10 protein-coding genes, 1 tRNA gene and 1 pseudogene are annotated in these 13037 nt (G+C 72.8%); 8 read left to right on the top strand and 4 right to left on the bottom strand.

Annotation, left to right across the window (positions count from 1 at the left end):
- Window positions 1–65: 65 nt before the first annotated feature.
- From thrC to argS, 4 genes are all read right to left on the bottom strand, one after another.
- The gene (thrC, locus tag SM452_RS00830) at window positions 66–1115 is read right to left on the bottom strand and encodes a threonine synthase (RefSeq protein WP_262013873.1); all 1050 of its coding nucleotides are present in this window, start codon (window positions 1113–1115) and stop codon (window positions 66–68) included.
- A 112-nt stretch (window positions 1116–1227) separates the two neighbouring features.
- A complete protein-coding gene (locus tag SM452_RS00835) occupies window positions 1228–2532 on the bottom strand; it encodes a homoserine dehydrogenase (RefSeq protein ID WP_262013874.1) in 1305 nt (434 codons plus the stop codon).
- Window positions 2529–3914, bottom strand: a complete 1386-nt coding sequence (lysA, locus tag SM452_RS00840; RefSeq protein WP_355512464.1) for a diaminopimelate decarboxylase — start codon at window positions 3912–3914, stop codon at window positions 2529–2531. Before lysA ends, SM452_RS00835 begins: the two co-directional genes overlap by 4 nt.
- A gap of 60 nt (window positions 3915–3974) precedes the next feature.
- Window positions 3975–5642 carry an arginine--tRNA ligase gene (argS, locus tag SM452_RS00845; protein ID WP_262013876.1) on the bottom strand — a complete coding sequence of 556 codons (1668 nt, stop codon included), beginning with the start codon at window positions 5640–5642 and terminating at the stop codon, window positions 3975–3977.
- Window positions 5643–5740: 98 nt separating this feature from the next.
- On the opposite strand from argS, the gene SM452_RS00850 reads away from it, so the two are divergent.
- The 8 genes and pseudogenes from SM452_RS00850 to SM452_RS00885 all read left to right on the top strand — a co-directional run bounded on the left by SM452_RS00850 (window position 5741) and on the right by SM452_RS00885 (window position 13006).
- On the top strand, window positions 5741–6577 hold the full coding sequence (locus tag SM452_RS00850; protein WP_355512466.1) for a DUF3105 domain-containing protein: 837 nt from the start codon (window positions 5741–5743) through the stop codon (window positions 6575–6577).
- A 10-nt stretch (window positions 6578–6587) separates the two neighbouring features.
- Window positions 6588–7262, top strand: a complete 675-nt coding sequence (locus SM452_RS00855) for a DUF305 domain-containing protein (protein ID WP_262013878.1) — start codon at window positions 6588–6590, stop codon at window positions 7260–7262.
- A gap of 408 nt (window positions 7263–7670) precedes the next feature.
- The gene (locus SM452_RS00860) at window positions 7671–8366 is read left to right on the top strand and encodes a winged helix-turn-helix domain-containing protein (RefSeq protein ID WP_026267749.1); all 696 of its coding nucleotides are present in this window, start codon (window positions 7671–7673) and stop codon (window positions 8364–8366) included.
- Between the two features lie 76 nt (window positions 8367–8442).
- Window positions 8443–8514, top strand: a tRNA-Arg gene (locus SM452_RS00865).
- Window positions 8515–8645: 131 nt separating this feature from the next.
- Window positions 8646–9041 carry a GntR family transcriptional regulator gene (locus SM452_RS00870; protein ID WP_120573333.1) on the top strand — a complete coding sequence of 132 codons (396 nt, stop codon included), beginning with the start codon at window positions 8646–8648 and terminating at the stop codon, window positions 9039–9041.
- A pseudogene (locus SM452_RS00875) lies at window positions 9038–9936 on the top strand (ABC transporter ATP-binding protein). Before SM452_RS00870 ends, SM452_RS00875 begins: the two are co-directional and overlap by 4 nt.
- Window positions 9933–10910: an ABC transporter permease subunit gene (locus SM452_RS00880; RefSeq protein ID WP_120573331.1), complete on the top strand. Its 978-nt coding sequence runs from the start codon at window positions 9933–9935 to the stop codon at window positions 10908–10910. The pseudogene SM452_RS00875 and the gene SM452_RS00880 overlap by 4 nt, the downstream one beginning before the upstream one ends.
- Before the next feature lie 137 nt (window positions 10911–11047).
- Complete coding sequence (locus tag SM452_RS00885; protein WP_450067545.1) at window positions 11048–13006, top strand: helix-turn-helix transcriptional regulator; 1959 nt, start codon at window positions 11048–11050, stop codon at window positions 13004–13006.
- Window positions 13007–13037: the final 31 nt, after the last annotated feature.

Genomic DNA, 13037 nt, shown 5'->3' on the forward strand with positions numbered 1-13037 from the left:
CCGCACGCCCCGACACTCCCGGCATCCGCCCCAGCCGATGACACTTCGGCCGCTGGTACCCGACCTCAGACCAGGTCGAGGGAGCGGGCGGCGGCCAGCGCGTCGTTGGCGATGGTCACCGGCGCCGGCGCGGTGGAGATGGCCCACTCCGGGTCCTTCAGGCCGTGCCCGGTGACCGTGCAGACCACCCGCGACCCGGCCGGCACCCGGCCGGCCTCGGCCTGCTGGAGCAGACCGGCGACGCTCGCCGCGCTGCCCAGCTCGACGAAGACGCCCACCTCGCGGGCCAGCAGCCGGTACGCCGACAGGATCTCCCGGTCGGTGACCGCCGAGATCAGGCCGTCCGAGGCGTCCCGCGCGTCGATGGCCTTCGTCCAGCTCGCCGGGTTGCCGATCCGGATGGCGGTGGCGATCGTCGACGGCTCCGGCACCACCTGACCGGTGACGATCGGGGCGGCGCCGGCCGCCTGGAAGCCGTACATCCGGGGGGCCTTCGTGGCGTTGCCGTCGCGCAGGTCCTCGGAGTAGCCCATCCAGTACGCGGTGATGTTGCCGGCGTTGCCGACCGGCAGGCAGTGGATGTCGGGCGCGTCGCCGAGCGCCTCGACGATCTCGAAGGCGGCGGTCTTCTGGCCGTGCAGCCGGTCGATGTTGACGGAGTTGACCAGCGCGACCGGGTAGTCCTGGGCGAGCTTGCCGGCGAGCCCGAGGCAGTCGTCGAAGTTGCCCTGCACCTGGAGCAGCTTCGCGCCGTGCACGAGCGCCTGGGCCAGCTTGCCCAGCGCGATCTTGCCCTGCGGCACCAGCACCGCGCAGGTGATCCCGGCGCGGGCCGCGTACGCGGCGGCGGAGGCGCTGGTGTTGCCGGTAGAGGCGCAGATGATCGCCTTGTCACCGGCCTCGACGGCCTTGGAGACCGCGACGGTCATGCCGCGGTCCTTGAACGAGCCGGTCGGGTTGGCGCCCTCGACCTTGAGCCACACGTCCGCGCCGACCCGGGCGGAGAGCACCGGCGCCGGCAGCAGCGGCGTGTTGCCCTCGTGCAGGGTGACGACGGGAGTCGCCTCGGTGACCGGCAGCCGATCCCGGTACGCCTCGATCAGTCCCCGCCACATGTCGTGCTCCTCGCCTCTGTCGCCCCGCTCCGGGGCCTGCCAACAGCGTGGACCAGCCTGCCCGCCCGGCCACCGGCACACCCTGCTCTAACCATCAGGCGGGACGCGTGGGTTACGCGCCGCCCTCCACCCGAAGCACACTCGTCACCGACCTGACGATGTCGAGTCCGCGCAGCTCACGCACGGTGGCCGCGAGCGCGGCGTCGGGCGCGACGTGGGTGACGATAACGAGTTCCGCGTCACCGCCGGCCGGGCCCTGACGGACGGTGGCGATGGACACCTCGTGCCGGGCGAAGACGCCCGCCACCCCGGCCAGCACGCCCGGCCGGTCGGCCACGTCGAGGCTGATGTGGTAGCGGGTGAGCGCCTCGCCCATCGGCCGCACCGGCAGGTCCGCGTACGCCGACTCGCTCGCCGCGTGCACCCCGGCGAGGCGGTTGCGGGCCACCGCCACCACGTCGCCGAGCACCGCGCTGGCGGTGGGCGCGCCACCGGCGCCCCGGCCGTAGAACATGAGCTGCCCGGCGGCGTCGGCCTCGACGAAGACCGCGTTGAACGCGTCGCCGACGCTCGCGAGCGGGTGCGTCAGCGGAATCATCGCCGGGTGCACCCGCACGTTGACGGTCTCCCGGCCCTCCGCGTCGACGCCGCGGGCCGCGATGCAGAGCAGCTTGATCGTGCAGCCCATGGCCTTGGCGCTGGCCACGTCGGCGGCGGTCACCTCGGTGATGCCCTCGCGGTGCACGTCGGCGGCGGTCACCCGGGTGTGGAACGCCAGCGAGGCGAGGATGGCGGCCTTCGCGGCGGCGTCGAAGCCCTCCACGTCGGCCGTCGGGTCGGCCTCGGCGTACCCCAGCTCGGTGGCCTCCTCCAGCGCCTCGGCGAACCCGGCGCCGGTGGAGTCCATGGCGGAGAGGATGAAGTTCGTGGTGCCGTTCACGATGCCGGTGACCCGGGTGATCCGGTCGCCGTGCAGCGACTCGCGCAGCGGGCGCAGCAACGGGATGGCCCCGGCGACGCTGGCCTCGTAGTAGAGGTCGGCGCCACCCTCGGCGGCGGCGTCGTGCAGCGCGGCGCCGTCCTCGGCGAGCAGCGCCTTGTTGGCGGTGACCACGCTCTTGCCCGCGCGCAGCGCCTCGACCAGCCAGCCGCGGGCCGGCTCGATGCCGCCGACCACCTCGACCACCACGTCCACGTCGTCGCGCTTGATCAGCCCGAGCGCGTCGGTGGTGAACAGCGCCGGGTCGACAGGCAGGTCGCCGCGGTCACGGCCGATCCGGCGTACGGCGATCCCGGCGATCTCCAGCGGGGCGCCGATCCGGGCGGCGAGGTCTTCCGACTGCTCGTGCAGCAGCCGGACCACGTCGCTGCCGACAGTGCCGCAGCCGAGCAGCGCCAAGCGAACCGGTGAGGTCATCCCACATCCAATGCCAGCAGGTCGTCTTCGGTCTCCCGGCGGACGATCAGCCGCGCCCGACCTTCGCGGACGGCGACGACCGGGGGCCGCGGGACATGGTTGTAGTTGCTCGCCATGCTCCGGCAGTACGCCCCGGTGCCGGGCACCGCGACAAGATCTCCGGGCTGCACGTCAGCGGGCAGGAATTCATCCTTCACCACGATGTCCCCGGACTCACAATGCTTTCCCACCACGCGGGCGAGCATCGGCTGTGCGGCTGACGTGCGGTTCGCCAGCGTGGCCGAGTACGAGGCGTCGTAGAGCGCGGTCCGGATGTTGTCGCTCATCCCCCCGTCCACGCTCACGTAGGTCCGCAGGCCGTCGACGTCCTTCACGGTCCCGGCCTGGTACAGCGTGAACACGGCCGGGCCGACGATCGCGCGGCCCGGCTCGACGGACAGGTGCGGCACGGCGAGGTTCTCCGCCGCGCACTCCCCGTCGACGATCTTGCGCAGCCGCTTCGCCAGGTCGTGCGGCGACGCCGGGTCGTCCTGCGTGGTGTACGCGATGCCGAAACCACCGCCCAGGTCCAGCTCGGGCAGCTCCACGCCCCGCGCGTCGCGGATCTGCGACTGGAGGGCGAGCACCCGGCGGGCGGACACCTCGAAGCCGCTGGCGTCGAAGATCTGCGAGCCGATGTGCGAGTGCAACCCGCGCAGCTCCAGCACGTCCTCGTCGAGGATCTTGAACGCGGCCGCCGCGGCGGCCCCGCCGGCGAGGGAGAAGCCGAACTTCTGGTCCTCGTGCGCGGTGGCGATGAACTCGTGGGTGTGCGCCTCCACGCCGACGGTGACCCGGACCAGCACCTTCGGACGTACCCCGCGCTCACGGGCCAGCTCGGTCAGCCGGTCGATCTCGGTGAACGAGTCGACGACGATCCGGCCCACCCCGGCGTCGACCGCCCGGGTCAGCTCCGCCACCGACTTGTTGTTGCCGTGGAAGCCGATCCGCTCCGGAGGCATCCCCGCCGAGAGCGCGGTGGCCAGCTCGCCTCCGGTACAGACGTCGAGGAACATGCCCTCCTCGGCGATCATCCGGACCACGGCGCGGCACAGGAACGCCTTGCCGGCGTAGTACACGTCCGCGTCCGGGAAGGCCGCGCGGAACTCGCGGCAGCGCTCACGCAGGTCGTCCTCGTCCAGCACGTACGCCGGGGTGCCGTACTCGGCGGCCAGGTCGCGGACGTCCAGGCCCGCGACGGTGACCGCGCCGCCGGGGCCGCGCGCCACGTTGCGCGGCCACAGTTGCGGCACCAGGGCGTTGACGTCGACCGGGGTACGCAGCCAGGCCGGCCCCCGGGTGCCGATCTCGCCGTGCAGCGCTCCTGCCTCGTGGGCCCGCATGTCTACTCGTCTCCGCTTCGCGACTGCGGGGCTCGCAAGCTCACTCCTCGCGCTCGCACGCTACATCCGCTCCGGCGCGGACACCCCGAGCAGGTGCAGGCCGTTGGCGATGACCACCCGGGTGGCGTCGTTGAGCCAGAGCCGCGCCCGGTGGGTGTCGGTGATCTCCTCGTCGCCCTGCGGGGCGATCCGGCAGTTGTCGTAGAACCGGTGGTACGCCTGCGCGACGCTCTCCTCCAGGTAGCGGGCCACCCGGTGCGGCTCGCGCAGCTCGGCCGCGGTGGCCACCACGGCGGGGAACTCCGCGAGCGCCTTGAGCAGCTCGTTCTCCTTGTCGTGGCCGAGCAGCTCCGGCTGGAACGCGGCGGCGTCGCCACGGGTCAGCCCGATCTCGGCCGCGTTGCGGGCCACCCCGGCGGTACGCGCCGCGACGTACTGCACGTAGTAGACCGGGTTGTCGTTCTTGGCCCGGGTCCACAGCTCCACGTCGATGTCGATGGGCGAGTCGGCAGAGTAGCGGGCCAGCGCGTACCGGGCCGCGTCCACGCCGATCGCGTCGACCAGGTCCTCCAGCGTGACCACGGTGCCGGCCCGCTTGCTCATCCGCACCGGGGCGCCGTCGCGGACCAGGTTGACCAGCTGGCCGATGAGGATCTCCAGGTTGCGCGCCGGGTCGTCGCCGAAGCACGCGGACATCGCCTTCATCCGGCCGATGTAGCCGTGGTGGTCGGCGCCCAGCATGATCACGACCCGGTCGAAGCCGCGCTCCCGCTTGTTCAGGTAGTAGGCGCAGTCGGCGGCGAAGTACGTCCACTCGCCGTTGGACTTGCGCAGCACCCGGTCCTTGTCGTCGCCGAACTCGGTGGTGCGCAGCCAGGTCGCGCCCTCGGACTCGAAGACGTGCCCCTGCTCCCGCAGCCGGTCCAGCGCCGCGTCCAGCGCGCCCCCGTCGTGCAGGTCCTTCTCGTTGAAGTAGGTGTCGAACTCCACACCGAAGTCGCGCAGCGAGGACTTGATCTCGGCGAACATCAGCTGGACGCCCTCGTTCCGGAACACCTCCTGGGCGGCGTCCTCGCTGAGGTCGAGCACGTCCGGCCGCAGCCGCACCACCTCGGCGGCGATCTCCGCGATGTACGCGCCGCCGTAGCCGTCCTCCGGCGCGGGCTCGCCCTTCGCGGCGGCCAGCAGCGACCGGGCGAACCGGTCGATCTGGGAGCCGGCGTCGTTGAAGTAGTACTCCGTGCCCACCTCGGCACCGGTGGCGCGGAGCAGGCGGCTGAGCGCGTCGCCGACGGCCGCCCAGCGGACCCCGCCGATGTGCACCGGGCCGGTCGGGTTCGCCGAGACGAACTCCAGGTTGATCCGCTGACCGGCGAGGGTGTCACTGCGCCCGTACGCCGGACCGGCCTCGACGATGACCTTGGCGAGCTGGCCGGCGGCGGCGGCGTCCAGGCGGACGTTCAGGAAGCCGGGACCGGCGATCTCCACCGACTTGATCCCCGGCGCCTTGGCCAGCTCGTCGGCCAGCGCTGTCGCCAGCTCCCGCGGCGGTACGCCCACCTTCTTGCTGAGCTGGAGCGCCAGCGTCGAGGCGTAGTCACCGTGATCGGGATTACGTGGTCGCTCGACGGTGGTCTGCGCGGGCAGCGCGGCGCGGTCCAGTCCCCGCTCGTCGAAGACGGCGTGGGCTGCGGCGAGGACGACCTCGGCGAGTTCTGCGGGAGTCACTGATCCATGTTATCGGGGGTAGACTCGGGCACCGCGGAGGCGACCCAGCATGTGAACCGGCCCCGCGCTCCCCTGACCGACCGACCTGACGAGGCACGATGAGCATCAGCACCCCGGGCGGCCCGGAGCGCCGTCCCACCGTGGTCAGCACCGGCAAGAAGCCGGCCGCCGGCCGGCCCGCGGCTGCCGACAAGCCCGCCGCGAAGGCCGGCTCGGGCAAGGCCGGGGGCGGCAAGGGCACGCCACGGCAGGGCGCCGGGGGCAAGGGCCGCAAGCCGGTCGCCCCGGTGAAGGTGAGCCAGGGCCGCTCGTGGGGCCCGATCGCCCTCTTCGTCGCGGTCGGCGTCCTGGCCGTGGGCATCATCGGCGTCGGCGCCTGGGCGGTCTACCAGGGCGGCCAGCCGTGGCAGAAGCGGGCCGAGGCGATCGACGGCATCGTCGACTACCACGCCAAGGACAAGGACCTGGTCAAGGGCGGCAACCACCAGCCCGGCGCGATCAAGTACGACATCCTCCCGCCGGTCGGCGGCCCGCACAACCAGGCGTGGCAGAACTGCATGGGTGACGTCTACGACGCCCCGATCGCCAACGAGCACGCGGTGCACAGCCTGGAGCACGGCACCGTCTGGATCACCTACCGCCCGGACCTGCCCGCCGACCAGGTGGAGAAGCTCCGCAGCAAGGTGCAGGGCAAGGAGAAGACGATGCTCAGCCCGTTCGAGGGGCTGGACAAGCCGATCTCGCTCCAGGCCTGGGGCTACCAGCTCAAGGTCGACAACGCCGACGACGGCCGGATCGACGACTTCATCAAGACCCTGCGGGTGAACGCCTCGATCGAGGGCCCGAACGCGCTCTGCGACCAGGGCGTCACCGCCACCGGCACCACCCCGCGGGACAACCTGCAGAACACCATGCCCCAGCAGCCCACCCAGTGAGGACGCCGCGATGACCGCTCCGGTGACCACCGACAGCGAACTGGACGAGGCCCCGGCCGCCGACCAGGGCGGCCGGAGCGCCGCGCGCCGTTACGGCCTGCTGGCGGTGGCCGCCGCCCTCGTGGTCGGGCTGGTCCTCGGGTACGCGGGCGGCCTGCTCACGCCGACGCTCACCCGTCCGGGTGAGAACTCGGCGGAGGCCGGGTTCGCCCGGGACATGACGGCCCACCACAACCAGGCCGTGGCGATGGGTCTGCTGGCGTTCAGCCAGGGTCAGGACCCGGAGGTACGCCAGGTCGGCGTGGACATCGCCACCGGCCAGCAGGGCGAGATCGGCACCATGCAGACCTGGCTGCGGTCCTGGAAGCTGGACCCGACCGGCGAGCAGGCGCCGATGGCGTGGATGAAGGACGGCGGCGGGTTGGTCAAGAACGGCCTGATGCCGGGCATGGCGACGCCGGAGGAGATGGCGAAGCTGCGCGGCGCGAGCGGTCGCGAGTTCGACGTGCTGTTCCTCCAGATGATGATCCGCCACCACATCGGCGGGGTGCACATGATCGACGGCATCCTCGACGAGGGGCACGACGACGACGTGCTGGCGGTCGCCCAGATCATGAAGAACACCCAGCAGAACGACCTGACCAACCTGAACGCCGCCCTGAAGCGCCTGGGCGGAACCCCGTAACACCCGCCCACCCGATCCACCGAGGCCCGGTCCCCCACCCAGGGGCACCGGGCCTCACCATCCCCGCCCTCCGCCCGCCCCCGCCCCGCCCCGCGCCGCCCCGCGGAGCGCCGGCGATCTTGCAGTTACTGCCCCGGTGATGCCAGATTCGCCCCGTTATCGAGGGGCCGCAACTGCAAGATCGCGCACAGGGGGGGTGCGGGGGTCGCGGCGCGGAGATCTTGGTACGAAGGGGCCCCTGGGCGGGCCGTTTCGTACCAAGATCTTGACTGTGGACAGCTGCGGGCTGTCCGGAATGTTCGGTATGGGGGTTTGTAACGGTTTGGGGTTAACGGGTCATTGAGGGGGTTGGAGAGTTTTCTACCCACATATCGTGACCAGTTGCGATTCGGGCTCGTTGCCCAAGACGTGGGGGTTGCACTCAGAGACGCAGGGCGGTCGGTGACCAGCTGGTGCCGACGCCACACCATCGGCGGTGACGGAGCGGTGGCAGCCGTCCGTCGCGGACTGCGGCAGGGCGAGCCGGGAACGCTCAGCCGCGAACAGGAACTCGAACTCATCGACGTGCTCCGGGGCGTCCACCCCGACGAGTTCGGCCTCGACGAGGAGCTGTGGACACGGCAGAGCCTGACCGCTCTCATCGAGCGGCGGTTCGGGCTGGCGATGGACGCCGGCACCGTCGGGGCGTACCTCCGGGCCTGGGGTCTCGGGCCGCGCGAGCCGCGCGAGCGGGCCTGCGGCCTGTGCGTCGGCGCGGTCGAGCGCTGGGTACGCAGCGAGTACCCGGCGATCACGCGGGCGGCCCAGGAGCACGCCGCGGAGGTCTACTGGATCGGCCGGGTACGTCTGCGCGGCACCATGCCCGCCGCCGACGTGGTCTCGGCGGTGTCCTCGCGGGGACGGGTGCGGTTCATGGTGACCACGCCGTCGGTGGACCCGCCGCTGCCCCGGGACTTCGTGCTGCGGCTCAGCGGCGCCGAGGAGCGCACCGTGCACCTGATCGTGGACGGCTCGTGGCCGCGCAACGAGTGGCCCCGCCGGCTGCCCCGCCGGGTCGTGCTGCACCCGCTGCCGAGCTGCGGTCGCGCCGTCGCCGCGGCCTGATCCGACGAAGATCGACTCGCGGGGGTACCGATTCGGTGATCCGGGAGGGGGTTTGCTACTCTTCTCGGGTCGCTGAGCCCCCGTAGCTCAGGGGATAGAGCACCGCCCTCCGGAGGCGGGAGCGCAGGTTCGAATCCTGCCGGGGGCACCTCACAGAAGACCTTCACGAGCCCGACAGCCACCTTGGCTGCCGGGCTCGTTCCGTTCCCGGGCGAGCCGGCCTCCTTGACCACCGGCTCACTGCTTTACTACGTTACTAGTAAAGCAGTGAGGAGCATCGTGTTCGTCTTCCGGCTCGACACCCACTCCGGCGTGCCGCCGTACCTGCAACTCGTCCAGCAGGTCCGCCAGGCGGTGCTGCTGGGCTTCCTCCAGCCCGGTGACCGCCTCCCGCTCATCCGCGAGGTGGTCGAGGACCTGGCGATCAATCCGAACACCGTCGCCAAGGCGTACCGGCAGATGGAGCAGGAGAACCTGGTCACCGGCCGGCCCGGCCAGGGCACGTTCGTCAACGAACAGCAGTCGGCCGCCATGTCGGCGTCCACGTACACGTCGCTGCGCCGCGGCCTGGAGACCTGGTTGCGCCGCGCCTACGCGGCCGGCCTCGACGAGCAGGCGGTGGACGCGCTCTTCACCTCCGTCCACCAGCAGACCAGGAAAGAGGACGTGGCGTGACAGCGACCGGGTCGGCGCTACGCACCGACGGTGTGGGCAAGCGGTACCGGAAGGGCTGGGCGCTGCGCGACTGCACCCTGGCCCTGCCTGCGGGCGGCGTGATCGCCCTGGTCGGGCCGAACGGCGCGGGCAAGACCACGCTGCTGCGCCTGGTCGTCGGGTTGCTGGCACCGAGCACCGGCACGGTGGAGGTCCTCGGCCGGGACGTCACTGCGAGCACCCGCAGACCCTGTCCCGGGTCGGGTTCCTGGCCCAGGACCACCCGCTGTACAAGCGCTTCACCGTCGCCGAGATGCTCCGCTTCGGCCGGGCCTGCAACCTGCGGTTCGACCAGGGGCTGGCCGAGCGCCGGCTGGCGAAGCTGGGCATCCCGCTCGACCGCAGGGCCGGTTCGCTCTCCGGCGGGCAGCAGGCCCAGGTCGCGTTGGCTCTGGCCCTGGCGAAGCGGCCGGAGCTGCTCGTCCTCGACGAGCCGGTGGCCAGCCTCGACCCGCTGGCCCGGCACGAGTTCCTCCAGGTCCTCATGGGCGCGGTGGCCGAGGGCGGGGTGACAGTCCTGTTCTCCTCCCACGTCGTGCACGAGCTGGAGCGCGTCTGCGACCACCTGGTCGTGCTCAACCAGGGCCGGGTCACGCTCGCCGGTGACATCGACGCCCTCCTCGCCGAACACCGGCTGCTCGTCGGCCCGCGCACGGCCAACGACCTCGACCGGGCCGCCGCCGTCGTGGAGGCCGTCCACAGCGACCGGCACACGACCCTGCTGGTACGCGACGGCGGCATCCCGGCCGCGCCGGGATGGCAGGCCCGGCCGGTCGCGCTGGAGGACCTGGTGCTGGCGTACCTGCGCCGGCCGTCCGAGCCGAGCGCCGGTGTCCCGTCGGGGGTGGCGGCGTGACGTGGTTGATCTGGCGTCAGCACCGGACCGAGGTCTGCGTCCTGGGCCTGCTCGTCGGCGTGTTCGGCATCGCCCTGCTCGTGCTCGGGACGCAGGCCCACGACCTGTTCCCCGGCGGTCCCGCCCGCTGTGCGGGAGAGGCAGGTGTCGGCGACGCCTGCGCGGCCTCCTTCCGCCGGCTCGACGACGAGTACGGGTACGTCGAGAACCTCCTTGCGGCCTTCTATCTGGTCCCCGTCGTCATCGGTGCGTTCCTCGGTGCGCCGCTGCTCGCGCGCGAGCTGGAGGACGGCACCTGGCAGCTCGCCTGGACCCAGGCCGTGCCGCGGATGCGCTGGCTGGCGGCCAAGCTCGTGGCGCTGGCCGGCGTCACGGTCGTGCTCACCGGGATGTTCACCGCGGTGCTCACCTGGTTCCGTCAGCCGTTCGACGCGTGGGAGGGGCGGTTCCAGTACGACGCCTTCGACCTGGAGGGGCTTGTGCCGGTGGCGTACGCGCTGTTCGCGTTCGGCGTGGCCACCGCGGCGGGGGCGATCCTGCGGCGCAGCCTGCCCGCGTTCGGCGTCGCGTTCGGGGCGTTCCTCGCCGCCCGGATGTCGGTGGCGCTGCTGGCCCGTCCCGCGTACGCCACGCCGCTCACGGCCATGGAGCCGGTCCCCGCCGGCGGCGCGACGGACCAGGCGGGGCACCGGTTCGTGCCCGGCGTCGCCGACTGGGTGATCGAACGCGGCTACGCGGACGCCACCGGGCACAGGCTGAGCAGCGTCGAGTACTACGAGCTGGAGGACGCCGCCAACCGGGCCGGCGCCAACGTCAACCAGTTCCTGCACGCGCGGGGCATCCAGCAGTTCGGGGTCTACCACCCGGCCGACCGGTTCTGGACGTTCCAGCTCATCGAGGCGGCAGTGTTCGTCGCCGTCGCGGCGATCCTGGTCGGTGTGGTGGTCTGGCGGGTCCGGCGCCGCGTGCTCTAGTGAGCCACCCTCACCTTTGTCCCCGATTCGCGGATGGGCCGGTCGTGAGCTGGCTAACCTCGCGGTGAACGGGTCGAACCACAGCACCTGCGAAGGTGAGCCAGTTGCCCGAGACGCCGTTGACCAACCGTCCCAAGATGCACACGGGCGTTCCCTCCTCGCTGACCACCACGCAACGGTGGGTCCTGCGCGGCATCGCCGTCGCCGACGCCCCCTGCGGCCTGTGGTTCCTCGAAGCGGTGGCCACATGCACCGGCACCGCACCGGACGAGCCGGTCGACGCGACGGTGGAGGAGCTGATCTCGCGCGGGTTCCTCGTCGACACCGCCGCCGGGCTCCGGCTGGCCTCGATCGCGCTGCGCGACGACGTCCTGCGGGACACCCCGCCGTCGGTACGCCAGGCGTTGCGCGAGGCGGCGGCCGAGGTGCTCGCCGACGCCGGGCGCCCGGCCCAGGCGGCCCGGCAGCTCCTCCGGGTGCTCCCGGCGGTGAGCCGGTCCGCCCGGGCGCTCGCCGCGCGGCTGGCCGGCGACCCGGCGGTCGGCCCGAGCCTCGCTGCGGACCTGCTGCTCGCCACCCCCGCGCCCGGCCCGGCCGACGAGCGCCTGGCCCGGCTGGTCGACGTCGCCGACAACCTCTATCTGGCCGGCCGGGTGGACGAGACGCTGCGGATGCTGCACCGGGAGGTCGCCGCCGACCGGTACGGGCCACGGCAGCGGGCGATGCTGCTCGGGCGGCTCGGCGCCTACTACGCGACGCAGCGTCCCTCGCTGTCCCTGACGTACCTCGGGCAGGCGCTCAACCAGGAGCTGGACGCCGCCGGGCGGAGCTGGACGCTCACCATGCTGGCGTCGCTGGCGGCCCGGTTCGGGCACCCGGACGCCGCCGAGCTGGTGGCGGCGGCGGAGCGGGCCCACGAACGCAGCCCCTCCCCCGGCGGCGGTATCCGCCTGGCCCTGGCGCACGCGTCCCGGGCCACCGCGGCCGGCGATCTGCCCCGCGCCGCGCGGATCCTGCGGGAGGTGGACGCGGGCGAGCCCACCGCCCGCACCCAGGCGGTCTTCCTGCGCGTCGACCGGGTGGCGAACCAGATCGCGCTCGGCCGGTACGTCGACGCGGCGACCGCGCTCGACAGCGTCTCCGCGGAGATCGACACGCTCGGCACGGTGGGGCAGCCGCTGGTGACCGCGTTGGACTGCGTCCTGCGGCTGACCACCGGTGAGCTGGCCGAGGCCGAGGTCCGGGCCCGGCTCGCGTTGACCGAACGCGGTGGCGCCCTGCCGGCGCAGGCGCGGGTGGACCTGCTCGCCACGGTCGTGGAGGTGCTGCTGCGCCGGGGTGAGGTGGCCGCGGCCCGGGATCTGCTGGCCGACGAACGTCCCGCGGTGGGCTGGCCCGACGACATGCAGTGGTTCCGGCTCGGCTGCGCCGCCGCGGGCGATCCGGAACCGGGCCGGCACGCCGCGCTCCTGGAGGCCGCCTTCGCCATGCCGGACCGCTCGGCGGCTCCCCTGCTGCTGGTGCCGCACCACGGCCCGCGACTGGTTCGCGCGGCGCTGGCGCTCGGCGACCGGCAGCGGGCCGGGATCCTCGCCGACCACCTGAAGCGGGCCGCCGGCATGACCAACAACGCGCTCTGGCGCGGGGTGGCGCACCAGGCCGACGGGCTGCTGACCGGCGATCCGGCGGCGCTGCGCGCGGCGGTACGGCTGCTCCGCACCACCTCCGCCCGGCCGGCCCTGGCCGACGCGCTGCACGACCTGGCGCGGTCGCCCGGGCTGCCGCCGGCGGAGGTGCCCGGCCTGCTCGCCGAGTGCGCCGCGATGTACACCCGGATGGGCGCCGGGGACGGGACGCGGGAACCCGACGGCACGGCCGGTGAGGACGCCTGCCGCCCGGCCGTGGCCGCGCTGACGCCCGCCGAGGTACGGGTGGCCGAACTGCTCGCGGTCGGCATGACGAAGCAGGAGGCGGCCCGGGACCTGTTCGTCTCGTTCCACACCGTCGACACCCACCTGCGCTCGATCTACGCGAAGCTCGGCGTCCACAACCGGGTGGAGCTGGCGCTGGTCTGGGAGTCGCGGGACGAAGGCTGAGCGCGGACGCCACGACCCTGTGGCGTCCGCG

This window comes from Micromonospora sp. SYSU B005 (assembly GCF_055362685.1).